General features: G+C 71.4%; 13 protein-coding genes. 5 read left to right on the top strand and 8 right to left on the bottom strand.

Annotation, left to right across the window (positions count from 1 at the left end; translation table 11 throughout):
* The first annotated feature begins 355 nt into the window (after window positions 1–355).
* From ACWD02_RS04415 to ACWD02_RS04405, 3 genes are all read left to right on the top strand, one after another.
* Complete coding sequence (locus ACWD02_RS04415) at window positions 356–5,302, top strand: NAD-glutamate dehydrogenase (protein WP_451204259.1); 4,947 nt, start codon at window positions 356–358, stop codon at window positions 5,300–5,302.
* Between the two features lie 153 nt (window positions 5,303–5,455).
* Window positions 5,456–8,350 (top strand): bifunctional glycosyltransferase/CDP-glycerol:glycerophosphate glycerophosphotransferase, encoded by a 2,895-nt coding sequence (locus ACWD02_RS04410; protein ID WP_451204257.1) that lies wholly within the window; start codon window positions 5,456–5,458, stop codon window positions 8,348–8,350.
* A complete protein-coding gene (locus tag ACWD02_RS04405; protein ID WP_451204255.1) occupies window positions 8,347–9,489 on the top strand; it encodes a glycosyltransferase in 1,143 nt (380 codons plus the stop codon). Before ACWD02_RS04410 ends, ACWD02_RS04405 begins: the two co-directional genes overlap by 4 nt.
* Window positions 9,490–9,507: 18 nt before the next feature.
* On the opposite strand, the gene ACWD02_RS04400 is transcribed toward ACWD02_RS04405, so the two are convergent.
* Window positions 9,508–10,308 carry an ABC transporter ATP-binding protein gene (locus tag ACWD02_RS04400; protein WP_451204253.1) on the bottom strand — a complete coding sequence of 267 codons (801 nt, stop codon included), beginning with the start codon at window positions 10,306–10,308 and terminating at the stop codon, window positions 9,508–9,510.
* Complete coding sequence (locus tag ACWD02_RS04395; RefSeq protein WP_451204251.1) at window positions 10,301–11,212, bottom strand: ABC transporter permease; 912 nt, start codon at window positions 11,210–11,212, stop codon at window positions 10,301–10,303. The genes ACWD02_RS04400 and ACWD02_RS04395 overlap by 8 nt, the downstream gene beginning before the upstream one ends.
* Window positions 11,213–11,327: 115 nt before the next feature.
* Here ACWD02_RS04395 and ACWD02_RS04390 point away from each other — a divergent pair, with 115 nt between their 5' ends.
* The gene (locus ACWD02_RS04390; protein WP_451204249.1) at window positions 11,328–11,960 is read left to right on the top strand and encodes a TetR/AcrR family transcriptional regulator; all 633 of its coding nucleotides are present in this window, start codon (window positions 11,328–11,330) and stop codon (window positions 11,958–11,960) included.
* Window positions 11,961–11,977: 17 nt separating this feature from the next.
* Here ACWD02_RS04390 and galE read toward each other — a convergent pair whose 3' ends face one another.
* The 4 genes from galE to ACWD02_RS04370 form a co-directional block, all read right to left on the bottom strand.
* The gene (gene galE, locus ACWD02_RS04385) at window positions 11,978–12,961 is read right to left on the bottom strand and encodes a UDP-glucose 4-epimerase GalE (RefSeq protein WP_451204247.1); all 984 of its coding nucleotides are present in this window, start codon (window positions 12,959–12,961) and stop codon (window positions 11,978–11,980) included.
* A gap of 116 nt (window positions 12,962–13,077) precedes the next feature.
* Window positions 13,078–14,739 (bottom strand): glycosyltransferase family 2 protein, encoded by a 1,662-nt coding sequence (locus tag ACWD02_RS04380; protein ID WP_451204245.1) that lies wholly within the window; start codon window positions 14,737–14,739, stop codon window positions 13,078–13,080.
* Between the two features lie 35 nt (window positions 14,740–14,774).
* Window positions 14,775–16,394 carry a hypothetical protein gene (locus ACWD02_RS04375; protein ID WP_451204243.1) on the bottom strand — a complete coding sequence of 540 codons (1,620 nt, stop codon included), beginning with the start codon at window positions 16,392–16,394 and terminating at the stop codon, window positions 14,775–14,777.
* A complete protein-coding gene (locus ACWD02_RS04370) occupies window positions 16,391–19,882 on the bottom strand; it encodes a CDP-glycerol glycerophosphotransferase family protein (RefSeq protein ID WP_451204241.1) in 3,492 nt (1,163 codons plus the stop codon). Before ACWD02_RS04370 ends, ACWD02_RS04375 begins: the two co-directional genes overlap by 4 nt.
* A 151-nt stretch (window positions 19,883–20,033) precedes the next feature.
* On the opposite strand from ACWD02_RS04370, the gene ACWD02_RS04365 reads away from it, so the two are divergent.
* On the top strand, window positions 20,034–22,142 hold the full coding sequence (locus ACWD02_RS04365; protein ID WP_451204239.1) for a bifunctional glycosyltransferase/CDP-glycerol:glycerophosphate glycerophosphotransferase: 2,109 nt from the start codon (window positions 20,034–20,036) through the stop codon (window positions 22,140–22,142).
* On the opposite strand, the gene ACWD02_RS04360 is transcribed toward ACWD02_RS04365, so the two are convergent.
* Together ACWD02_RS04360 and ACWD02_RS04355 are read right to left on the bottom strand one after the other, a co-directional pair.
* On the bottom strand, window positions 22,127–24,964 hold the full coding sequence (locus ACWD02_RS04360; protein WP_451204237.1) for a stealth conserved region 3 domain-containing protein: 2,838 nt from the start codon (window positions 24,962–24,964) through the stop codon (window positions 22,127–22,129). The genes ACWD02_RS04365 and ACWD02_RS04360 overlap by 16 nt on opposite strands.
* Window positions 24,961–25,902, bottom strand: coding sequence for a hypothetical protein (locus ACWD02_RS04355; RefSeq protein ID WP_451204235.1), 942 nt, complete (start codon window positions 25,900–25,902; stop codon window positions 24,961–24,963). Before ACWD02_RS04355 ends, ACWD02_RS04360 begins: the two co-directional genes overlap by 4 nt.
* Window positions 25,903–26,029: the final 127 nt, after the last annotated feature.

Below are 26,029 nucleotides of genomic sequence, written 5' to 3'. Positions count from 1 at the left end.
AAAGTTCCATCCCTGCTTTTGTACACATACGGCTCATGACGGCTCCCGGGTGGAGGGCGATAGCCTTGACCCGTGATCAGCGCGATATCCCGCGGGGGCGTGTACGCCCCCGCCCTGCGCCCGGGGAACACGGAGGACATCCGTGCCCGGGGCGTCGCTGACGCTTCTTCGCGGTGCGGCCAGCCAGATCATCCCGGCCATCGGTCAGCGAAACCGCTGAAAATGGCGGATAACCGCCCGCTCATCTCTCACCGCGGCATAACGTCGACTTCGACCGGAGACCCCGCGTCGTGGCGTTACGCCGGATCACTTCCTTATACGTCACGCAACGGCGCGCGACAGGAGTCAGAGGACAATGCAGACCAAGCTGGACGAAGCCAAAGCCGAGCTGCTCACAAGGGCGGCCCGGGTAGCTGAGAACAGCCCGGGCGGTGGCCGCCTACCGAATGGGGCACCGACCGGGTCGAAGGGCGACGAGGCCACTCCCGACGGGGACATGGCCCTCTCGTTCCTCCAGCGCTACTACCTGCACACCGCCCCGGAAGACCTGGCCGACCGTGACCCGGTCGACGTCTTCGGCGCAGCCTTCTCCCACTACCGTCTTGCCGAGAACCGCCCGCAGGGCACGGCCAACGTCCGGGTGCACACCCCGAGCGTCGAGGAGAACGGCTGGACGTGCAGCCACTCCGTCGTCGAGGTGGTCACCGACGACATGCCTTTCCTCGTCGACTCGGTCACCAACGAGCTCTCGCGGCAGGGGCGCGGCATCCATGTCGTCATCCACCCCCAGGTCGTCGTACGCCGTGATCTGACCGGCAAGCTCCTCGAGGTCCTCACCGATCCCGGCACGGAGCGCCCGCACGACGCGGTCACCGAGTCCTGGATCCATGTCGAGACGGACCGCGAGACCGACCGCGCGGACCTGAAGCAGATCAGCGCCGATCTGCTCCGGATCCTCTCCGACGTACGCGAGACGGTCGAGGACTGGGAGAAGATGCGCGACGCCGCACTGCGCATCGCCGACGAGCTGCCCACCGAGCCGACCGCGGACGACCTGCGCGACCAGGAGGTCGACGAGGCCCGCGAGCTCCTTCGCTGGCTCGCCGACAACCACTTCACCTTCCTGGGCTTCCGCGAGTACGACCTCAACGACGACGACTCGCTCGCCGCGGTGCCCGGCACCGGCCTCGGCATCCTGCGCGCCGACCCGAAGCACGACGGGGCGGAGGACCACCCGGTCAGCCCCTCCTTCAGCCGGCTGCCCGCGGACGCGCGCGCGAAGGCCCGCGAGCACAAGCTGCTCGTACTCACCAAGGCCAACAGCCGTGCCACCGTGCACCGGCCCAGCTACCTCGACTACGTCGGCGTGAAGAAGTTCGACGCCGACGGCAACGTCATCGGGGAGCGCCGCTTCCTCGGTCTCTTCTCGTCCGCCGCGTACACCGAGTCCGTGCGCCGCGTGCCGGTCATCCGCCGCAAGGTCCAGGAAGTCCTCAAGGGCGCGGGCTTCTCGCCCAACAGCCACGACGGCCGCGACCTGCTCCAGATCCTGGAGACGTACCCGCGCGACGAGCTGTTCCAGACGCCGCCCGACGAGCTGCGCGCGATCGTCACGTCCGTCCTCTACCTCCAGGAGCGCCGCAGGTTGCGGCTGTACCTGCGCAAGGACGAGTACGGCCGTTACTACTCCGCCCTGGTCTACCTGCCGCGTGACCGCTACACCACCGGCGTGCGCCTGCGGATCATCGACATCCTCAAGGAGGAGCTCGGCGGCGACAGCGTCGACTTCACCGCCTGGAACACCGAGTCGATCCTCTCCCGGCTGCACTTCGTGGTCCGCGTCGCGCCGGGCGGCGGGCTCCCGCAGCTCACCGACGCCGACACCGACCGCATCGAGGCCCGGCTCGTCGAGGCCGCCCGCTCCTGGGCCGACGGCTTCGGAGAGGCGCTGACCGCCGAGTGCGGCGAGGAGCGCGCCGCCGAGCTGCTCCGCCGCTACTCGGGCGCCTTCCCCGAGGGGTACAAGGCCGACCACACGCCGCGCGCGGCCGTCGCCGACCTCCAGCACCTGGAGCAGCTCAAGCTCGGGCACAAGGACTTCGCCCTCAGCCTGTACGAGCCGGTGGGCGCGGCCCCCGGCGAGCGCCGCTTCAAGATCTACCGCTCGGGCGGCCAGGTCTCGCTCTCCGCCGTCCTGCCGGTCCTCCAGCGCCTCGGCGTCGAGGTCACCGACGAGCGGCCCTACGAGCTGCGCTGCACGGACCGCACGAACGCCTGGATCTACGACTTCGGCCTGCGCCTGCCCAAGTCCCAGAACGGCAACGGCGACTACCTCGGCGACGACGGCCGCGAGCGCTTCCAGGAGGCCTTCTCCGCCGCCTGGACGGGCGAGGCCGAGGTCGACGGGTTCAACTCGCTCGTCCTGCGGGCCGGTCTCAACTGGCGCCAGGCGATGGTCCTTCGCGCGTACGCCAAGTACCTGCGCCAGGCGGGCTCCACCTTCAGCCAGGACTACATGGAGGACACCCTCCTCAACAACGTCCACACCACCCGGCTGCTCGTCTCGCTCTTCGAGGCGCGGATGTCCCCGGACCGCCAGCGCGCCGGGACCGAGCTGACCGACGGGCTCATGGAGGAGCTCGACGGGGCGCTCGACCAGGTCGCCTCACTGGACGAGGACCGCATCCTGCGGTCCTTCCTCACCGTCATCAAGGCGACGCTGCGCACCAACTTCTTCCAGGAGGCGGAGGGCGGCAAGCCGCACAACTACGTCTCCATGAAGTTCGACCCGCAGGCCATCCCCGAGCTCCCCGCGCCGCGTCCGGCGTACGAGATCTGGGTGTACTCGCCGCGCGTCGAGGGCGTCCACCTGCGCTTCGGCAAGGTCGCCCGCGGTGGCCTTCGCTGGTCCGACCGGCGCGAGGACTTCCGCACGGAGATCCTCGGCCTGGTCAAGGCGCAGATGGTGAAGAACACCGTCATCGTGCCTGTCGGCGCCAAGGGCGGCTTCGTCGCCAAGCAGCTGCCCGACCCGTCCGTGGACCGCGACGCGTGGCTCGCCGAGGGCGTGGCCTGCTACAAGACGTTCATCTCGGCGCTGCTCGACATCACCGACAACCTGGTCGCCGGTGAGGTCGTGCCGCCCGCCGACGTCGTGCGCCACGACGAGGACGACACGTACCTCGTGGTCGCCGCCGACAAGGGCACCGCGACGTTCTCCGACATCGCCAACGCGGTCGCCGAGTCGTACAACTTCTGGCTCGGTGACGCCTTCGCCTCCGGGGGTTCCGCCGGGTACGACCACAAGGGCATGGGCATCACCGCCCGCGGCGCCTGGGAGTCCGTCAAGCGGCACTTCCGGGAGCTGGGCACCGACACCCAGACCGAGGACTTCACGGTCGTCGGCGTCGGCGACATGTCCGGTGACGTGTTCGGCAACGGCATGCTGCTCTCCGAGCACATCCGCCTGGTGGCCGCGTTCGACCACCGGCACATCTTCATCGACCCCAGGCCGGACGCCGCGACCTCGTACGCCGAGCGCCGCCGGCTCTTCGAGCTGCCGCGCAGCTCCTGGGCCGACTACAACAAGGAGCTGCTCTCCGCGGGCGGCGGGATCTTCCCGCGCAGCGCCAAGGCGATCCAGCTGAACGCCCACATCCGTGAGGCCCTCGGCATCGAGAAGGGCGTCGGCAAGATGACGCCGGCCGACCTGATGCAGACCATCCTCCAGGCGCCGGTGGACCTGCTGTGGAACGGCGGCATCGGTACGTACGTGAAGTCGTCGGCCGAGTCGAACGGTGACGTCGGCGACAAGGCGAACGACGCGATCCGCGTGAACGGCGCCGACCTGCGCGTCAAGGTCGTCGGCGAGGGCGGCAACCTCGGCCTGACCCAGCTCGGCCGCATCGAGTTCGCGCAGGCCGGTGGCCGCATCAACACCGACGCCATCGACAACAGCGCGGGCGTGGACACCTCCGACCACGAGGTGAACATCAAGATCCTGCTCAACGCGGTCGTCGGCGCCGGCGACATGACCGTCAAGCAGCGCAACACGTTCCTCGCCGCGATGACGGACGAGGTCGGGACCCTGGTCCTGCGCAACAACTACGCGCAGAACACCGCCCTGTCGAACGCGGTCGCCCAGTCCCCGTCCCTCCTCCACGCCCACCAGCGCTTCATGCGCCGCCTGGGCCGCGACGGTCACCTGGACCGGGGCCTGGAGTTCCTGCCCAGCGACCGGCAGATCCGTGAGCTCCTGAACTCCGGGCGCGGGCTCAGCCAGCCCGAGCTCGCCGTGCTCCTCGCGTACACGAAGATCACGGCGGCCGACGAGCTGATCCAGACGACGCTCCCGGACGACGACTACCTGCGCGGTCTGCTGCACGCGTACTTCCCCAAGGCCCTGCGGGAGAAGTTCCCCGAGCAGGTCGACGGGCACGCGCTGCGCCGCGAGATCGTCACCACGGTGCTCGTCAACGACACGGTGAACACGGGCGGTTCGACGTTCCTGCACCGCCTGCGCGAAGAGACGGGAGCCTCGCTCGAGGAGATCGTGCGGGCGCAGCTCGCGGCCCGCGAGATCTTCGGTCTGAGCAAGGTCTGGGACGCGGTCGAGGCGCTCGACAACGTGGTGGCCGCCGATGTCCAGACGCAGATCCGGCTGCACTCGCGCCGCCTCGTCGAGCGCGGCACGCGCTGGCTGCTCAACAACCGGCCACAGCCGCTCCAGCTCGCCGAGACCATCGGCTTCTTCAGCAAGGGTGTCGCCGAGGTCTGGACCGAGCTGCCGAAGCTGCTGAGCGGCTCCGACCAGGAGTGGTACCAGGGCATCCGCGACGAGCTGGTGGGCGCGGGCGTCCCGGACGAACTCGCGCAGCGCGTCGCCGGGTTCTCCTCGGCCTTCCCGTCGCTCGACATCGTGGCGATCGCCGACCGCACGGGCAAGGAGCCGATGGCCGTCGCCGAGGTGTACTACGACCTCGCGGACCGGCTGCGGATCACCCAGCTCATGGACCGCATCATCGAGCTGCCGCGGGCCGACCGCTGGCAGTCGATGGCGCGCGCGTCGATCCGCGAGGACCTGTACGCGGCGCACGCCGCCCTGACGGCCGACGTGCTTGCCGCCGGGAACGGCGAGGACACTCCCGAGCAGCGCTTCAAGGCCTGGGAGGAGAAGAACGCGGCGATCCTGAGCCGGTCGCGGTCGACGCTGGACGAGATCCAGAGCTCGGACGCGTTCGACCTGGCGAACCTGTCGGTCGCCATGCGGACGATGCGGACGCTGCTGCGGACGCACACGTAATCCGTCGTACGCCGATGGGGGCGCCCCGGGCCTGATGGCTCGGGGCGCCCCCTTTCGCGTATCGGGACTAGGCCGTTCACACCCCCCTGAAGAGCGCTAATCGGGCATTAGCGATAATTAGTAGGATGAACCGGCAGCTGACTGGAGGGACGCATGGGAGCGATAGGTGAGCGGGGGACGCCGGACGAGCGCCCCGATGTGTCCGTGGTGGTGATCGTCTACAACGACGCCGAGCGGCTGCCGACCGCCGTCCGGTCGGTGCTCGACCAGACGCTGCACGGAGTCGAGGTCGTCATCGTCGACGACTGCAGCACCGACGACTCGTACGGGACGGCGCGGCGCCTGGCCGCCGAGCACCCCGAGCGGGTGCGGGCCTACCAGCTGCCGGAGAACAGCGGCGCGGGCGGCGAACCCCGCAACGTGGGCATCGGGCACACCGTCGGCCGCCACGTGATGTTCCTCGACAGCGACGACGTCCTGGAGCGCAACGCCTGCCGCAACCTCCTCGAAGCCGCCGAGCGCGACGGCTCCGACATCGTCTCCGGGCTCTGCGTCCGTCTTTCGATGGACACCCGCAACAAGAAGCGCGACCAGTGGTACCCCTGGCTCTACGCCACGACCCGCACCCTTGAGTCGGTCACCGAGCTGCCCGACCTGTTCGTCTGGGACACGCTCTCCACGAACAAGCTCTACCGCCGCGACTTCCTCGTCGAGAACGCCCTACGCTTCCCCAAGGGCATGTTCTACGAGGACCTGATGTTCATCGCCGAGGCCTACCTCGCCGCCGAGCGCATCACCCTCATCCCCAACCAGGTCTACTTCTGGCATGTCCACGAGCGCGCCGCCGACGCCGCGAAGTCCGTGACCAACCGGCGTCACGAGATGACCAACTTCGAGCACCGTCTGGAGATCCACCGCCGGATCGACGCGCTGCTCGCCGAGCGCGGACTCGACGAGCTGCGGCTCGCCAAGGACATCAAGTTCCTCAAGCACGACCTGGTGCTCCACCTGCGCGACCTGCCGTTCCGTGACCCCGCCTTCCGGCAGGAGTTCGGGGGCCTGGCCCGCGGTTACCTCGCCGGGCTCGACCGCGCCGCGTACGACGAGGTGCAGCCCCTTCAGGCGATCTGCGCCTACCTCCTGGAGCAGGGCGACTGGGAGAACCTGCTGCCCGCCGTGGACACCCTCACCAACCGCGACAAGATCTCCTCACCGCTCGCCGAGAGGGACGGGCACGTGTACTGGTGCGCCGAGCACCTCGACGACCCGTTCGGCCGCCGGGTCCTGGACGTGACCGCGCTCGGCTACCACAGCAAGCGCCTCGACCAGATGTTCCTGCGCAACGTCCTGACGCGGTACGAGGAGTCCGCGGGGACCGTCCGCATGGCGGGCCGTGTCACCAATCCGCTCGGCGTCGTCGGCCCGGACGCCGTGCTCACCGCCGAGCTGGAGTTCAGCGCGCGCCGCCGCAGCCTGCAGACGTTCCGCTTCCCGGTCCCCGCCGTGCGGTACGAGGGTGACGTCATCGTCTGGGAGGCCTCCGTCGACCTCGCGCGCCGCCTGCGCCCGCTCGGTGTGGTCGACGCCGTGTGGGACGTGCGGCTGCATCTGACCGCCGACGGGGTGCGCACCAGGACGCGGCTCACCGCGTGCGACCCGGGGCTCGCCGAGGGCAAGCTCCCGGTGCGGCCGCGGCTGACCCGGCTCGTCGCCGACCACATGGAGCCCGAGGTCTCGCAGCGCGGGCACCTCGCGTTCCGGCTCGTCACGCGGGAGACGGCGAGCGGCCGCATCCAGGACCTCGTGGCGCGCGGGACGCAGGGCGTGCCGGGGCGGCTCGCCAAGTCCGGCGTCCGCAGGGCCAAGAAGCTGCGCAAGGACGTCACCTCCGGGCAGAGCAAACTGCGCGTGTACGACGAGGTGTTCAGCCGCCTGCCGGTGAAGAAGGGCACGGTCGTCTTCGAGAGCCACCTCGGCAAGCAGTACAGCGACAGCCCACGGGCGATCTACGAGGAGATGCGGCGCCAGGGCCTCGACTTCGACGCCGTGTGGTCCTACGCGGGCAGTCCGGAGGGATTCCCGGCGGACGCCACGCTGGTGCGGCGCTGGTCGCTGCCGTACCTGCGCGCCCTCGCACAGGCCGAGTTCTGGGTCGACAACCAGAGCTACCCGCTCAAGCTCACCAAGCGGCCCGGGACGACGTACATCCAGACCTGGCACGGCTCGGCGCTCAAGCGCATGGGCTTCGACGAGCCCGCCTGGAAGCTGCGCAGCAAGGCCCGGCAGGACGAGCAGGAGCGGGTGCTCGACCGCTTCGACCGCTTCCTGGTCCGCTCCGAGCACGACGTACGGACGCTCGCCAAGGCCCTGCGCCTGAAGGAGAAGGTGCTGCTGCGGGTCGGCTATCCGCGCAACGACGCGCTGATGCGTGCGAAGCGGGCCGAGGACGCGAGTGGTGTGCGCGAACGCGGCCCGCTGGCCGTGGAGTTGGGCATCCCGGAGGACAAGCAGGTGCTGCTGTACGCGCCGACCTTCCGGCGGCACGGCGGCCGGTACGGACGCTTTGAACTCCCCTTCGACGTCGAGCGGTTCGCGGAGGAGTTCGGCGACCGCTACGTACTGCTCGTGCGCTCGCACTACCTCAACCACGTCGTGCTCCCGCCGTCCGTGCGCGGCATCGTCATCGACGTCTCCGCGCACCACGACGTCACGCCGCTCTACGAACTCGCGGACGCGATGATCACCGACTACTCGTCCGTGATGTTCGACTACGCGCTCCTCGACCGGCCGATGCTGTTCTTCACGTACGACTACGAGGAGTACGTCCACGAGGGCCGCGGCACCTACTTCGACCTGCGGGAGCGGGCTCCCGGGCCGGTGGTCGACACCGAGGAGGAGCTGTTCGGGGCGCTGAAGGCGCTGGACGAGCAGGTCCTCGCGTACGCGGCCGCGCGGGCGCGGTTCGTGGCCGAGTTCGGTGAGTACGACCGGGGTGATGCCGCAAGGAGCGTCGTCGATCAGTTCTTCTCGCACTGGAGCGGCAAGTGAACCGGGACATATTCTTCGTCTCCAACAGCGTCAACGAGCTGGGCGGGATCACCAGTTGGTCCCACCAGATGGCCCGCCTCTTCGCCGGGCGCGGCCACCGCGTGCACGTCGTCGGCATCACGGAACCCGGCGTACCGCAGGACGTCGGCACGGACCTGCCGTACCCCACCACGACGCTGTACGACGAGCATCCGCCGCGCGTCGGTCCGGCCCGCGGCATCAAGGGGCGGCTGAACGTGGCCCAGCACCGGCAGCGCACGCGGCGCGAGCAGGGCATGCACGAGCAGGCCGCCAAGCTGACCGCGCTCTTCGCGCGCGCCCGGCCCGGAGCCGTCGTCATCGTCACGCAGGTGTGGGCGATGGAGTGGGTCGAACTCGCCGACACCAGCGGCCTGCTGGTCATCGGCATGAGCCATGAGTCGTTCGCGTACTCGCGGGCGTGCTCGCGTTTCGGGCGGGTGCGCAAGCACTACAAGGACGTCGACCGGATGCTCGCGCTGACCCGCGAGGACGCCGACCTGTGGATCAGGCAGGGAATGGACAACGCGTCCTTCATGCCGAACCCGCTGCCGTTCATGCCCGATGTGCCCTCGCGGCGCACCGAGAAGGTCGTCACGAGCATCGGCCGTCTGCACGACCAGAAGGGCATCGACATGCTCCTCGACACCTGGGCGGAGGTCGCGCCGCTGCACCCGGACTGGAAGCTGCGCATCTACGGCTCCGGGGAGGACGAGGAGATCCTCAAGAAGCAGTGCACGTCCCTCGGCCTGGACGGGTCCGTGGAGTGGATGGGGCGCACGAGCGACGTGCCGGGGGCGTTGCGGGGCGGGTCGGTCTTCGTGCAGTCGTCGCGGGGCGAGGGTTTCCCGCTCGCCCTCATGGAGGCCATGGCGACCGCCGTGCCGTGCGCGGCATTCGACTGCGCGCCCGGTGTGCACGAGATCGTGCGGGACGGCGAGGACGGTCTCCTTGCGCGGCTCGGCAACACGGGTGAACTGGCGCGCAGGCTGGACACGTTGATGTCCGACAAGGAGCTGCGGGACCGGATGGGAGAGCTGGCCAGGGTGAACATCCAGCGCTACACGACGGATGAGGTCGTGCGGCGCTGGGAGGAGTTGTTCTCGTTCCTGGAGCGGTGAGGCGGGAGGCCCCCGGGGTTACTTCTTGCCGCCCGTGAAGCGCTCGTACTCCTTCAGGACGTCCGCCGTCGGGCCGTCCATGCGCAGCTCGCCGTGTTCGAGCCAGAGCACGCGTTCGCAGGTGTCGCGGATCGACTTGTTGTTGTGGCTGACCAGGAACACCGTGCCCGCGCGCTTGCGCAGCTCGCGGATGCGGGCCTCCGAGCGCTTCTGGAAGGAGCGGTCGCCGGTCGCCAGAGCCTCGTCGATGAGCAGGACGTCGTGGTCCTTGGCGGACCCGATGGAGAAGCGGAGCCTGGCCGCCATGCCGGAGGAGTACGTGCGCATCGGGAGCGTGATGAAGTCGCCCTTCTCGTTGATGCCGGAGAAGTCGACGATGTCCTGGTAGCGCTCCTGGACCTGCTCGCGGGACATGCCCATCGCCAGGCCGCCGAGCCGGACGTTGCGCTCGCCGGTGAGGTCGTTCATCAGGGCCGCGTTCACGCCGAGCAGGGAGGGCTGGCCGTCGGTGAAGATGCGGCCGTTCTCGACGGGCAGGAGTCCCGCGACCGCCTTCAGGAGGGTCGACTTGCCCGAGCCGTTCGTGCCGATCAGGCCGATGGCCTCGCCCTTGTGGGCGGTGAAGGACACCTTCCTGACGGCGTGCACCTTGCGTACGCCGGATTCCTCGCCGTCCTTGCCGCCCCGCTTCAGGATGCGGCCGAGCGCGGCGGTCGCACTGCCGCGGCCGGCCGTGGCGCCCGCGCCGTGCACGCGGTAGACGATGTCGACCTGGTCGACGATGACGGTGGGGGCGGTGTCGTTACTGGTGTCAGCCACGGCCGTACGTCTCCTCTGCCTTCCAGAAGTAGATGAACCCGCCGGCCCCGGCGAGCAGCGCCCAGCCGACGGCCCACGCCCAGACGTGGTGCGGGAGTTGGTCCGCCTGAAATGTGTCGATGAGCGCGAAGCGCATCAGGTCGATGTAGATGGCGGCCGGGTTGCACTCCAGGAGGACCTGGAGCGCGTGCGGCAGGTGCTGGTCCTTGAGGACCGCGTCGATGCTCCACATCACGCCGGACACGTACATCCACGTACGCAGCACGAACGGCATCAGCTGCGCGATGTCGGGTGTCTTGCTGCCGAGGCGGGCCATCACCAGGGCCAGGCCCGTGTTGAACGTGAACTGCAGGATCAGGACCGGCACCACCAGGAGCCAGGACGGGCTCGGCGGTACGCCGAAGCAGAGCAGGATCACGACCAGCGCGCCCATGGAGAACAGGAGCTGCTGGAGCTGCTGGAGGCTGAACGAGATCGGCAGTGCGGCCCGCGGGAAGTGCAGGGCGCGTACCAGGCCGAGGTTGCCCGCGATGGCGCGGGTGCCCGCCATCACCGAGCTCTGCGTGAACGTGAAGATGAAGACGCCGGTGACCAGGAACGGGACGTAGTCGGGGACGTCGTGCTTGGTGTTCATCAGCACGCCGAAGATGAAGTAGTAGACCGCCGCGTTCAGGAGCGGCGTCATCACCTGCCAGACCTGGCCGAGCTTCGCCTGGCTGTACTGGGCGGTGAGCTTGGCGGTCGCGAAGGCGGTGATGAAGTGCCGGCGCTGCCACAGCTGCCGGACGTACCCGGGGAGTGTGGGGCGGGCGCCGCTGACGGTCAGGCCGTGCCGGGCGGCGAGCTCGGCCGGGTCGGGGGCCGGGGCCGCCGTGCGGGGTGGTGCGTCGAGGACCTGACTCACTTCCGCTGCTCCTTACTCGTTACGTCGGGACGGACCCGTATCGTCGCCACGTCGAGAGTAGGACGATGTGACGTCGGAACGCAACCGTATCGTCGTCACGTTCTATGCTGTCCGCATGACGACGAGCAGGCCAGGAGATGAACACCCACGTGAGCAGTCCCGCCGCAGGGCGCCCGCGGGGGCCGCGGTGCTCCGTGAGGACGTGACCGAGGCCATCAGGTCCGCCGTCTTCGAGGAGCTCGCGGCGGTCGGGTACGCGCGCATGTCCATCGAGGGCATCGCGCGCCGCGCGGGCGTCGGCAAGACCGCGGTCTACCGGCGCTGGCGCTCCAAGCTGCATCTCGTGCTCGACCTGGTGTCCGCGATAGCGGTCCAGGGCCTCCCGATGCCGGACAGCGGCTCCCTGGAGGGCGATCTGCGCCTCCTGTACGAGGTGACATCGCGCGCCCTGCGGCACCCCGTGGCCTCACAGGTCATCCCCGACCTCCAAGCGGAGGCGGCCCGCAACCCGGACATCGCGGAGGCCCTGCAGAAGGCCCTGCGCGAGGGGCAGCACGGAGTGGCGAACGGCATCGTGCGGGCCGCCGTCGCGCGGGGCGAGGTACGGGACGGGGTGGACGAGGACCTGGCCCTCGACCTGGTGTCGGGGCCGCTCTACTGGCGCTCGGTGGTGGTGCGCGCGGACCTGCCCAAGGGCTACTTGGCCAGCCTCACCACGGCTACCGCGGCGGCGCTGCGGGCGTTGTGAGACGAAGCTGACGCGGGCTACTCCCGCGCTGCCCCCGGATGCGTCCGCAGCCACCCCGCCCACGCCGACGTCACCATCTCGCGTACGTCCCGCTTGGCCGACCAGCCGAGTTCCGTGGCGATGCGGTCCGCCGATGCCACCACCCGGGCCGGGTCACCGGGGCGGCGGGGCGCCACGGTGGGCGGCAGGTCGTACCCCGTCACCTCGTTGATCAGGGTGGCCATCTCCAGGACCGAGACGCCCTCGCCGCGGCCGATGTTGAGCGTCAGGTCCGTGCCGCCGGGCGCCGCGGCCAGCTTGCGGGCCGTCGCCACGTGGGCCTCCGCGAGATCCGCCACGTGGATGTAGTCGCGTACGCAGGTGCCGTCCGGCGTCGGGTAGTCCGCGCCGAAGACGCGCGGCGCCGCACCGTCCGTGAGCTTCTCGAAGACCATCGGGACCAGGTTGTGGACGCCTGTGTCGGCCAGCGCTGGGCTCGCCGCGCCCGCCACGTTGAAGTACCGCAGGGACGCCGTCGACAGGCCGTGCGCCCGGCCCGTCGCGCGGACCAGCCACTCGCCCGCCAGCTTCGTCTCGCCGTACGGGCTCATCGGGAGGCAGGGCGTCTCCTCCGTCACCAGGTCCACGTCGGGCATGCCGTACACGGCCGCCGACGAGGAGAACACGAAGGACGCGACCCCCGCATCCGCCACCGCCGACAGCAGGACCCGCAGCCCTTCCACGTTCTCGTGGTAGTACCGCAGTGGCTGCTCGACCGACTCGCCGACCTGCTTCTTCGCCGCCAGGTGCACGACACCCGTGACGGAGTGTTCCGCAAGGGTGCGGGCCAGCAGGTCCGCGTCGAGGGTCGAGCCGGTCACCAGCGGTACGCCCTGGGGCACGCGCTCGGCGATGCCCGTGGACAGGTCGTCGTAGACCACGGCCCGCTCGCCGGCCTCCGTCATGGCGCGGACCACGTGTGCCCCGATGTAGCCGGCGCCGCCGGTGATCAGCCAGGTCATCGTCAGTCGGCCTTCCGTGGGAGTTCGAGTGGGCAGGCGCCAGGTGCCAGGTGCCAGGTGCCAGGTGCTTCGAGTGGGTGGTGTGCAGTGTCGCAGAGCCGCGCGTACGGACGGCGTCAGCGCCCGCCGCCCACCCACCGCGCGAGCCGCCTGCGCACCACCCCGAGCACGCCCCGCAGCCCCGGCGCGAGCCGCACCGCCAGGTTCCCCGCCTGCGTCCTGTACGGCTGGGCCAGCAGGACTCCCCGCGGTGACACCAGCGCCGTGCGCCGCAGCAGACCAGGACCGGCCACCGCGCGCGCCGTCGTCTCGCGCGCCGTCCCGTCGGCGAAGTGCAGGCGCAGCCGGAGGTCCCATACGCCCCCGCCGAGCGATCCCAGGTCGAGGACGGCCTCGGTCAGCCAGGTGTCCGCCGTGTCCGCCCCCTCGGCAGCCGCGGGAGCGAACGCCGCCGTGCGGCGAAGCACCGGGCCCTCGCCGCTCCTGGGCGCGAGTTCCACGTCGACCGTCGTCGGGCCCGCTTCCGCCACCCGCCCGTACAGCTCGTGCAGCCGCAGCGTGAGGCGGCTGCCGCCCGCGCGCGGCCGCAGCTCCGCGTCCACCGCGAGCGGGAGGAGGCGGATGGGCCGTGCGAGGAGGTGTTCCAGGGTCACCTGGGGGAGGTCGGGGGACCAGACGGGAGTCGTGCCGTCGGCCGATCGCGCGTAGGGAGGCGAAAGGCGCGCGGGTCGCGCGGCCACCTCCTGGAGGCGGGTCAGGTCGCGCGGCTCGGGGGACGCCAGGACGACGCGGGCGATGATGCGGCCCGGCGCGGGCGCCGCGTCCAGATCGGCCGTGTCGAAGGCCTCAAGGTACGCGCGCGTGGCCGTCCACCACTCCCTGCGGTACTCCGGGCTGCGTGTGGTGAGTTCACGCGCGTACATCCGCAGGCTGTGGTCGATGAACTTGGCCCGTGCGGCCCGGGCGAGCCGCTTGCCCGCGTCGCCCGACGCGCTCCGCGCCTCCCGCAGGATCTCGACGGCCTGGCGGTGGGCCTCCAGGCGGGCCCGCCAGTTGGCGATGCCCGAGCGGTCCAGGGAGATCGACAGCTTGGCCGCGGTGCGCCGCACGTTCCACACGTAGACGGGGTCCGTGATCAGCGCGATGCGCGGGCCGGCCGCCAGGACGCGGGCCGTGAAGACGAAGTCCTCGTACGTGAAGCGGCCCTCGGGGAAGCGGAGGCGGTGCCTGCGCAGGAAGTCGGTGCGGTAGAGCTTGTTGACGCACAGGGTGTCGTGGACCAGGCGGGTGCGCAGCTCGGGGCGGGCGATGAGGCGGGGCTTCGTGTAGAGCATGGGCTGCCACGGCGTCTCGCGTCCGGAGGGCAGTTCACGGCGTACGCACAGGCCCGTGACCACCTCGGCGTCGTGCCGCGCGGCGGCCGTGAGGAGGGCGTCCACCGCGCCCGGCGGCAGCACGTCGTCGCTGTCGAGGAACATCACGTACGCGGACGTCGTGGCCTCGATGCCGTCGTTGCGGGGGGTGCCGCAGCCGCCGCTGTTGGCGGCGCGGCGGATCGGTTCGACGCGCGGATCCTCCTGTGCGAGCGCCGCGAGCAGCTCGCCGCTGCCGTCGGTCGAGCAGTCGTCGACGGCGATCACCTCGCGGACGGCGGGGCCCTGGGCGAGCGCCGAGCGCACCGCGTCAGCGACGTGCGCGGCGTCGTTGTAGCCGATCACGACGACGCAGACCTGGGGCGACGGGGGCGACGGGGGCGAGAGAGACAGAGAGGGATCCACGGGGGAAATTTTAGTGGTTGCCAGTAATTATCCGATTAGGGGGTCTTCTGCTGGTTCGTGTTGCTGTCTCCCGTGTTCCTGTCTGCCGTGTTCCTGTCTTCCGTGCTCGCGTCCTGCGTGTTCCCGCCGCTGACCCGTGCAAGCACCTCACCCGTCCGCGGCCCCCACGCCACCACCACCGCCTCCTCGGGCACCTTCTGGTCGGGGGAGAGCAGCAGCCAGCGCACGTCGTAGCGGCGGACGATCCGCTTGCGTTCAGCGCGGGTCGATTCCTCGGACAGGAAGTCGCGGACCTTCTGCAGGCGGTGGTTGCGCGTGTCCTCGGCCAGCGAGGCGTCCGGCCAGGCGGGAGCCACGAGGTTGGCGCCGTACGCCGGGATGGAGCGGGTGGGGTAGTAGCCGTTGGTCAGGACGACGTCACCCTTGTGCATGTGACTCACCGCCCAGTCGTAGCCCGGCCAGCGCGGCGGCTGGTCGAAGCCCACCGGGTCGAGCGCGCGCGGCACGACGGCGCCCGCCTGGAGCGTGCAGAAGCCGATGGCCGCTCCGGTCGCCGCCACGCCCCCCAGGGCCATGCGCCACCGGCGCCAGGGGCGGGGTGCGGCCAGCTCGATCGCGAGGGCGAACTGGAGCGGGACGAGGGTCAGGCCCAGGATGCGGCCGTAGGTGTAGTGGCCGCTCAGCCAGCCGTACGCCACGCCCGCGCAGTCCAGGGCGAACATCAGGACCAGCGGGTCGCGCCGGTTCCTGCGGAACCTGAGGGCGAGCGCGGGCAGGCCGATCAGCGCGAGCCAGAACCGCTGCGGCATCTCGGTGTAGAGCTGCCGGTGGATCCAGTCGACGCTCTCGTCCCCGACGAGCGAGAAGACGGAGAAGTAGGGCCAGCTCGCCGCGACCACCGCCGCCGTCACGGCGGTCGCCGCCCACTTCCACGGCGCCGCGAAGGGCCGCCGGGCCGAGGCGGCGAGCGCCACCACCCCGATCACCGCGGCCACGGACGAGATCGGGTGGACGAGCAGGATCACCCCGCACAGCGCGCCGAGACCCACGTGCGCGAGCACGCCCCGGGGCGACTTCGCGAGCGAACCCGCCCACGCCCAGGCCCAGAACGCCAGGCCGATCGCGAACGTCGACGGGTAGGCGAGGTTCCCCGTCATCGACATCAGACCGAGGTAGCCGCTCCACCACGCCATCCGGGTGCCCCAGAGCAGCACCATCGCCGACAGGGCCAGCACGGGCGCCCACTGACGTGGCGTCAGGACGCGCACGAACCGGCCGAGGCCCGTGAGCAGCACAAGGAGGTTCAGGGGCCCCGCCAGCTTCACGACCTCCCAGCCCGCGAGCCCGGTCACCCGCGCGAAGACGCCCTGCGCCACCGCGTACGGCGAGTAGTACGGGCTGCCCGCGCCCGGCAGGTCCGCCATCGGGTGCCGCGGATGCAGCAGGTCGGCCTTGAGCCGTTCGACGACCGCCGCGTGCTGCCCGAAGTCGCAGCACATCGGAACCCGCCAGAAGGCGAGTGACATCACGATCCAGAAGAGCCCGCCGCACACGACGTACGGGCTAGGCCGCCACCGCTTGCGCCCGTGCAGGGCCGTCGCGCCGTGGACCTCGCGGCGCGTGAGGAGACCGGCTCCCCGTGTGGCCATGGTCATCGCATGAGCCTCTCCGCGACACGGGCCGCGGCCCGCCCGTCGTCCAGGTCGCAGTAGGCCTCGCGGAACGCCGCGTACGCCTCCGCGTGCCGCGCCGTGAGCGAGTCCAGGTCGCGCAGCGCCTCGACGACCTCGCCGGTGGAGGCGAGCAGCGGCCCCGGGGCGCTGGTCTCGAAGTCGAGGTAGAAGCCGCGGACCGTGTCGCGGTAGTGCTCCAGGTCGTAGGCGTGGAACAGCATCGGGCGCCCGGTGTGCGCGAAGTCGAACATCAGGGAGGAGTAGTCCGTCACCAACACGTCCGCGATCAGGAGGAGTTCGGCCGTGCGCGGATGCGACGACACATCGCGTACGAAGGGTGCGCGGGCGCCGGGCAGCCGGCCCGCCGTCAGCGGGTGCTTGCGCACCAGGAGGACGTGGTCTCCGCCGAGCACGTCCTGCGCCGCGGCGAAGTCGAGCGCGGGTTCGTAACGGAATCGGCCGGGGGAGTAGGCGAGATGGTCCCGGTAGGTAGGCGCGTACAGGACGATCCGCTTGTCGGGGGCGATGCCGAGCTCGCGGCGCACGCGTTCGGCGACCTTGGCGCGGTCGTCGGAGAAGAACACGTCGTTGCGGGGCGAGCCCGCCTCCATGACCTCGCCCTCGTAGGCGAGCGCGCGCCCCAGGTGGGGGGTCGAGAAGCGGTTCGGGGAGACGAGCACGTCCCACTGGCGCGAGAGCCGCGGCAGGACGTCGAGGTGGCCGTGGTCGGCGTAGAGGGTGTCGGTGAGATCGGTGCCGATGCGCTTGAGGGGCGCGCCGTTCCAGGTCTGCACGACGGTCTGCCCGTCCCGCCGCTCGAAGAAGTCGGGCAGATGGCCCGCGGTGACGATGCGCCGGCAGCGGGCCAGCGCCTCGTGGAAGGCCGTGCTGTGCTCCTCCACGCCCTTCGCCCCGGCGGGCACCCGCGTCTGCTGGTCCTGCGTCACCCACAGGTGCTCGACGTCCGCGCCGCGCCGCACCAGCTCCTCGTGGACCGCGCGCGGAGAGTCGCCGTCGAAGTAGAGCACCGCGTCCCGCAGGGGTTTGCTGCGCTGCTGCGGGTAGTGCGCGGTGCGCAGCCGGTGCTGCCGGTAGGCACCCCGCTCGCCGCGTGCGAGCACCGACCCGGCTTCGATCAGCAGCCGGTCACCGAACCGGCGGTCGACGGTGAACTCCCGCCCGTCCACCGTCTGGTGGAGGGGGAACGCGGCGGACACGGAGGCGAGCAGCCGCACGGGCATGCCGTCCTGCGAGGCGCCGTGCGCGGCGGCCTCGCCCCCGCCGCCCCCCGCCTCCCGCAGGAACGCGTACCAACGCCCCTCCCGCAGCACCCCGCCCCCGGGGGCCACCACCCCCATGAAGCGCCCGGCGGAACGTTCCACCGGAACGGTCACCTCCTCGTCCCTGCCGCTGTGCCGCAGCACCAGTTCCGTCGCGTCCCGGCCCGCGTCGGACACCGTGCCCTCGATCGTCAGCGTGCCGTCCGTGCGCCACGCCACCCGGTCGGCGATCGGCTGCCGGGTCAGCTCGACGACCAGCTGGCCCTGGTCGTTCGCCGACGCGCACAGCTCACGGCCGCCCGCACGTGAGGCGTAGCGGCCCGGCGGCAGGTCCAGGGCCGCCGCCAGGGACTTGAGCCTGCCGTCGGGCAGCACCAGGTTGGCCTGCCAGCGGTCGCCGTGCGGCGGCTCGACCTCCTTGGGAGCCAGGTGCGGGGTCGGTGCGATGTCCTCCAGGTCCGCGAGGCGCACCCGTACGTCGAAGCGGTCGTCGCCCGGCAGCGTCACGGGGTACTCGAACTCCGCCGACGAGTGCTTGTGCGTGAGGCGCAGGGCCGTCGGCCGCAGGTGGCTCGGCAGATGGCCGCTGAGGACCATCTCGTCGCCGTCCCGGTGATGGGCGTCGACCCGCGCGACGTACTCCTGGATCCGCAGCACCAGGCGTCCCTTGCTGAAACCGAGGACGAGGCGCAGCCCGTCGCCCAGTTCGCGCACGACGGACTGGGCGGCCGACCCGTCCAGCGGGCGTACGGCGGCCCGCCGCACCGAACCGTGGCCCGCGACGACCACGCCGAGCAGCCAGTTGCCCGGCCGCCACCGGCCGCCGGTCTTCAGCTGCTCGGGGTCGACGGTCATCTCGAACCCGGAGAGGTCGTAACAGTGCAGCCGCTGGCGGGAGTTCTCGGTGGCCTGCGGGGCGGCGACCGTCCGGGTGGCGACCCTGCGCAACGTGGCCCTGCTGCTGGTCGACTTGAGGACGGCGGCCTTGAGGGAGTGCCCGGGACGCGTCGCCTCCAGATTGCGGACGTACGCGTATCCGCTGATCCGCAGCAGCCCGTCGGGGCTCCAACCGGCCTCCCGCACCCGGGCGATGACCGGCAGCTCGCCCCGCCCGAGCCGGGCGATCTCCTGCGGCACCCGGATGTGGCCGCCGGAACCGCGCGGATGGGCGGCGCTGCGCCGCACCACCCCGCGGACCCGGAAGGCGTTCTTGTTGTTGCGCTGTTCGAAGGTGAGCAGGTCGATCAGGTCGGCGGTGCGCCCTTCGCGGACGAGGTGCCATTTCACCCTCAGGGACACCGGGAGCCCCGCGATGACCCCCGGGTCGGCGCGGCGCAGGAACGCGGCGGCGCCCTTCACGAAGGCGGCGCGGTACTCGGGCCCGCCCATCGGCAGGCCCTCCAGGAAGTACACGAAGTCGTCGCGCAGGCAGGAGGTGTCGTACGTCTTGCGCATCTCGGGCGCGTGTTCGGCGAGGAACGCGCTGACGTGCGCGCACGCGGCGATCCGGTCGCGGACTCCCTTGACGTCCGTGCGCCGCCGGGTGATCGAGCCCTCGCGCACCCGCCAGTAGTAGACGTGGTCGCTGAGCACGTCCACGGACCCCGCGAGGAAGTGGGCGGGGATCATGACGGGCGTGTCCTCGTACAGCTTTCCCTCGGGGAAGGTGAAGCCGTGCCGGTCCCAGAAGGCGCGCCGGAAGACCTTGTTCCAGGCGACGCGGTCCGCGAGGAGTTCCAGGTCGCGGCTGATGTGGGTGCGCGAGCGCGGTTCGGTGAGCCACTTGTACTGCCAGGCCTGCTGGCGGCCCCGCTCGTTCAGGCGCCAGACGTTGCCGCTGGCGAAGTCGGACCCGGTCGAGTCCAGGCTCGCGGTCATCCGGGCGTACGCGTCGTGCGGCACGACGTCGTCGCTGTCGACGAAGGTCAGGTACTCGGCGGTCGGGGTCGCGTGCCGCACCCCGGTGTTGCGGGCGGCGCTGAGGCCCGCGTTCGGCTGGCGCACATAGACGAACCGTGGATCCTTCGCCGCGAACTCACGTGCGATCCGAGGGCTGCCGTCCGTGGAGCCGTCGTCGACGAGCACGGCCTCCAGGTCGGCCATGGTCTGCCCGGCGATCGACTCCAGGCACTCCTCCAGGAACTCTTCGACGTTGTAGATGGGCACGACGACGCTGAGACGGGGCTGCACGGCGACCGGCCTTTCACGGGGGAGCAATCATGGGAGTACGGGCGTATTCATCCCCTTTGCCCGTTCCGGTCAATTTCTTTGCCCCCCTTCACCCCAATGAGTGATGCGGGGTCTTCGACAGGCCGTGTCCGGCTGACTACCGTCGGTGTGCATGTCGCGCTTCTCGGTTGTCGTCCCCGCCCATCGCGTCCAGGGCTACCTGCGGGAATGCCTGGACTCCGTGCTCGACCAGGCCTTCTGCCGAAACGGCGGCGACCTGGAGCTGATCGTCGTGGACGACGCGTCGCCCGACGCGTCCGCCGCCATCGCCGCGGAGTGTGCGGAGCGCGACCCGCGCGTGCAACTCGTACGCCTCCCGGCCCACGCGGGCGCAGGACCCGCCCGCAACATCGGCGCGGACCGCGCCACCGGCACCTACCTCCTCTTCCTCGACGGCGACGACCTGCTCCTGCCGGGCGCCCTGGAGGCGATCGCCGAGGCCCTCGACGCGGCGGACGACCCGGACGTCCTCCTCTTCGGCCACGATCGCGTCGACTGGTGGGAGAACGTGCGCTCGGGCGGCGACGACCTCGCGGGAGACCCCCTCGCCGTCACCGTCGCCCCCTGGAACCGCGTCCACCGGCGCGCGTTCTGGCAGGAGCGCCGCCTCGCGTTCAGCGACGGTCCGTACGAGGACGTGGTGCCGGTGCGGCGCGCGGCCCTGGCGCCCGGCGCGCGCACCGCCGTCCTCGACAGGCCCTGCGTCCGCTGGCGCGAGCGGCGCGGCGGCAGCTTCGCCACGACACCGGGCCGGGCGCACTTCGCGCTGATCGGCCGGTACGAGGAACTCCTTGCCGCGGCCGACCCCGCCGACCGCGCCCGGCTCGTCCCGCACGCGGCCAGGCATCTGCTCGCCGTGCTCGACGACGCGGGGCGCATCACGCCGGGCGACCGCAAGGACTTCTTCCGCGGTGCGGCACGCCTCTACCGGACGTACGGCCCTGCGGGCCCGGCGGCGACGCCGGGGGAACGCGCCCTGGCCACCGCCTCGTACGCCGCCTACGAGGCGCACCGCAAGAGCCGGTCCCGCAGGAGCGTCCTGGCCCGCGGGCTCAAGCGGCAGAAGAAGAAGCTGCGCGCCCGCGCCATGCGCCTCACCTACCGCGCCGACCTGCGCCGCCCCCTCGACCCTCACCTCGCGGTCTACGGCGCCTACTGGAACCGCGGGATCTCCTGCAACCCGGCCGCCATCCACGCCAAGGCCCGCGAACTGGCCCCGCACATCAGGGGCGTATGGGTGGTCTCGTCCCGCAACAAGCACCGCGTACCGCCCGGGGTCGAGCACGTCATCGAGGGCTCGCGCGGCTACTGGCGGACCATGGCGAGAGCGACGTACCTGATCAACAACTCCAGCTTCCCCGGGGGCTTCACCAAGCGCCCCGGCCAGGTCTACCTCCAGACCCACCACGGCACACCGCTCAAGAAGATGGGCCTGGACCAGCGCCGCTACCCGGCGGGCACGCACGGCATCAGCTTCCAGAAGATCCTCGACCACACCGACCAGTGGGACTACAGCCTCTCCGCGAACCCGCACTCCACGGAGATCTGGGAACGGGTGTACCCCTCGACGGCGTATGAGGCCCTGGAGGCGGGTTACCCGCGCAACGACGTCTACTTCACGGCGGGCAAGAGCGAGATCGCCGCCCTCCGCGAGGAGCTGGGCATCACGGACGGCCGGACGGCACTGCTCTACGCCCCCACGCACCGCGACTACCAGAAGGGCTTCTCGCCCCGCGTCGACCTGGAGCGCTTCGTGCGTGCGCTGGGCGAGGAGTACGTGGTCCTGGTCCGCGCCCACTACTTCTACGGCGCCGACGCGGGCCTGCGCGCCCACCCCCAACTCGTCGACGTCACCGGCCACGCGCGCGTGGAGGACCTCTGCCTGGCCGCCGACGCCCTCGTCACGGACTACTCGTCCCTGATGTTCGACTACGCCTGCCTGGACCGCCCGATCGTGACGTACGCCCCGGACTGGCAGGCCTACCGGCTGGCGCGGGGAACGTACTTCGACCTGCTCTCGGGCCGGGCGGGGGAGACGCCGGGGGCCGTGGCGCGGGACGAGGCGGAGCTCGTGCGGGTGTTCCGGGACGGGGCCTGGAACTCGGCGGCGGCGACGGCGCTCCGGGCGGCCTTCCGGGACCGGTTCTGCCCGTACGACGACGGAGGAGCCGCCGAGAGGGTGGTGCGGCGGCTCTTCCTTGCGGGTCAGCCCCGCTCGTAGGGGGAGCGGACCGGGAAGTACGCCGCCAGGAACGCGCGCATGGCCAGCGCCATTTCCTCGTCCGTCAGTTCGCTGTCGGGGGACTCGCCGATGCAGAAGGCCGTCTTGTTGCGGCCCTGGAGCAGCTGGCCGAGGCGTGCGTGGTCGGTGCGGGTGCCGATGTCCACGAAGTCGTACGCGATGCCGGCGGGCACCGCGCGGCCGGTGAGGTACGCGTAGTGGTGGTGCAGGGACGAGACCAGGGAGAGGTCGCTGTTCGAGCGGAAGCGGCTGCGCGCGGTCGCTTCGAGCTCCGCCGGGAAACGTTCGGTGAGCTCGGCGAGGACGCTGCGGTGCAGGGCGTAGGGGGCGTGGAAGAAGCTGTGGGTCGTCGTCCTGCCGAACGCCTCCCGCAGCAGCTCCCGGTTGTTCTTCGCCGCCGCCAGGTAGCCCTCGTCCTCCTCCGACACGGGCAGCGCGGGCACCGAGGCCGACGACCAGAAGAAGCGTGCGGTGCCCGAGCTGAGGAAGAACGTCTCCGGGGTGGTGGGTCGCCCGAGGAACATGTCGTCGTTCAGGTAGAGGAAGTGCTCCGACAGGCCCTCGATGCGGTGCAGTTGGCTCTCGATGGCGTGGGAGTTGAAGGTGGGGAGCGCGGCGTCCGGATCGGCGAAGAGGTCACGGTGGTCGATCACCGTGAGGCCCGGGTGGGCTTCGTCGAGCCAGGACGGCTGCTGGCCCGCCGTGACGAGGAAGACGTGCCGGATCCAGGGCGCGTACATGGCCAGGGAGCGCAGCGAATAGCGCAGCTCGTCGCGGTTGCGGAAGCGGACGGCGCCGTGGTCCGGCGAGGCGTCGTCCTCGGGCCCGCCGAGCGTCTCCACGCGGCGGGCGCGCCACTCGGGGTCGGAGTCGTCGACCCACGTGTAGACCGCGTCGACGGGGAAGTCGACGTCGCCGACGAGGACTTGGGCGAAGATGTCCGGCGTGGGGTACGTGCGGTCGCCCACCCGGAGGGTGGCGGTGGGCGCGAGCGAAGGCAGCTCGGACCCGGCGAGGGTGGTGCCGAAGGGCGCGCGCCGGGCGTCGGCACCAGTGGGACCGGCGGCCCCGTCGGCCCGCGGCCAGAACGCCACCGTGCAGGCCTGCTGGACGCCGTGGCGCAGGGAGAGCGTCGTCGTGGTCACCGGCTTGAAGAGCTTGATGCCCGCGACCTCGCCGATGCCGTCGAGCCGCTCGGCGAGCACGACGCCGGGGGCCGCGTCCCGGGGGTGGACCAGTTCGGCGTAGACGGGCTGGCCGTGCAGGGACTCGGAGAGCGCCTTGAGCGCCCCCTCGCGCTCGTCGTCGGCCACGGCGAGCGTGTGCGCGGTGCCGGACGTGCGGACGAGGACGTACGGGATGTCCTGCGACTCCAGGGCGGTGGCCGCGATCTCGAGGTTCCAGTCCGTCATGACCGGCGCGAGGATGTCGTCGCGGCGCTCGGCGAGCCGGCCCACGGAGCGGATGAGCAGGCCGCTCGTGTCGGCGGCGGCGATCTCCTCCTCGCGGGCACGCTCCTCGGCGCTCGGCGGGGCGTCCAGGGTGTACGGCGTGGTCGGGCGGAAGCCGCTGCCGCCGGAGGCGACACCGAGCGCCACCCGGTCCGCCCGGTCGTCGAGGCGCTCGGGGGCGTCGCGCCGCGCCACGAGCCGGGAGTACAGCTCCTGCCAGCGCGCCGTGACGTCGGCGGAGGAGAAGCGGGCGTAGACACCTTCGCGCGCGGCCCGGGCGTAGGACCGCCGGGTCTCCGGGTCGCCCATCAACTCGCTCATCGCGGCGGCCAGTTCGCGCACTTCGCCGGGCGGCACGAGCAGCCCGTCGACGCGGTGCCTGACGATCTCGGCGGGCCCGGTCAGGACGTCGTACGCGACCACGGGCACGCCCGCGGCCAGCGCTTCGAGCAGCACGAGCGGGAACGCCTCGTTGTGCCCCGCGGTCATCAGCGTGAGCCCCGCCTTGGCCCACTCGGCGGCCATGTCCTGGCAGGGGCCGAGGAGTTCGACCCGGTCCTGGAGACCGAAGCCGTCGACCAAGCGGCGCAGGCTCTGCTCGCGGTGGCCGCCCCCGAAGACGCGCAGCGTCCAGTCGGGGTAGGCGTCGGCGACCTCGGCGAAGGCGCGCACGGCGTGGTCGACGCGCTTCTCGCCGGTGAGGCGCGCGGCCATGACGATGACCTTGCTCTCGCCGTCGGCACGCGGCCTGAAGCCGTCCGGCACGGCGTTCGGGATGACCGCGAGCTCGGGGGCGGTGGCGCCGAGGGACTCCGCGATCCAGTCGCGGGTGCGGTCGGTGAGCGTGACCAGGGCGTCCAGGCGCGGGGCGTGCAGGAGCAGGGGCTCGCCCGAGGGGCCGCGGCGCTGGGTGGGGCGGTGCTCCTGGTGCACGGTGACGACCCTGGCCGGGACGAGTCCGACGGCGGCGGCCATCAGGGCGGGCGTCGTGGTGACCAGGACGTCGGTGTCCAGGGTGGTGAGGGCGGCGGCCATCTCGATGTCGGAGAGGCGGTCGAAGGCGGACTCCCAGGAGGGCCTGATCAGTTCGCTGGGCAGCGCGGCCAGGGTGCGGCAGGCGGCCTCGTCGAGGCGCGAGCCGCGCACGGGACGCTCGGGGGAGGCCGTGCGGTCGACGAGATAGCGGACGGGAAGGCTGCGGGCCTCGGGGAAGAAGGGTTCGGGGCGGGTCCGGAAGACGGAGATGACCTCGACGTCGTGCCGGTCAGCGAGGTGCTGCGCCTGGGTGTAGGTGGCCAGCTCGGTGCCGCCCATCTCGTCGCCCCAGCCGAGGAGGTACGTGATCTTCATGAGGTCTCCTTCGAGATGTCCCGGCACGTCAGGGCGAAGCCACCGGACCTGGTGAAGTGGGCGTGAGCACGGACCAGGGCGCCGCCCGGCAGGGCGAAGACGCGGAAGGGGGTGGGGTAGGCGGCCGAGGGATCACGCACGTCGGAGAGCCAGCGCCCGAGGGGGAGCGGGGTCGGGTCGCCCTGGGTGTCCGCCGTGACGTGGAAGTCCCACACCCACTGCCCCGGACTCGCCCCCGCCATCTCCCCGAGCGGCAGCCGGAAGCTGAACTCCGTGCCCTCCCACACCGCCCCGACGGGCACGGTCACCCCGTCCCGCCTGCGCACCGCCTTCGCCCGCCAGCGCCGCGAGGGGCCCGCCATGACGAGCCGTCCGTGCACGACGATGCCGTCACCGCCGGGCACGAACCGCACGAGCTCGGCGCGTGGCCTGGACCGGGTCACCTGCAGCACCGCGCGCCCACCGCGGCACCGGACGACGCGGACGAGCGTTCCGGTGCGGGGGTCGGGGGCGTGCCGGACGGTGGGCGTGGGCGGCAGTTCCGTGTCGCCCTCGATGCCGATGCCACGCCGTCGTACGCGTCCGCGGGCGTCGGCGGTGACGACCGTGAGCCGCCAGACACCCTCGCGCACGTCGCGCAGGGTGGCCGTCCCGGCGAGCAGCGGGCCACCATGGGCGTGCTGTTCGAGGGCGAGCGGAACCCGGAACCGGCGGTGGCCGCGCGAGATCAACAGATGGGCGCCTTCGCCCCGTTCACCGGGGAGGGCGGCGACGGCGACGTTGAGCGTACGGCTGTCCCGGATCGACAGATGCACGGGTGCCAGAAGCGCCTGGGGCCCGCCACGCGCCCGGCCCGCGGCGGCGCGTTCCACGCGGAAGCGGGTGGTCCGTGCGGTGCTGAGGAGCCGCCGTGCCGCGGGCGGCAGGGCCGGGGTCATGGCGTGAACCCAATGTGGTGCATTGTGCCACTTTGCCCGTTCTTCACCCCGGGGCAGGGGGAGGCCGCGTACGGGTCACCCGCGTGGCGGAAGCGGGAGTGACTTATGGCGATATGTGTAAGTTAGC

The sequence above is a fragment of the Streptomyces sp. NPDC002853 genome (assembly GCF_053591915.1).
The sequence above is the reverse complement of the archived record's forward strand: the minus strand, read 5'-3'. Positions and strand labels throughout refer to the sequence as shown.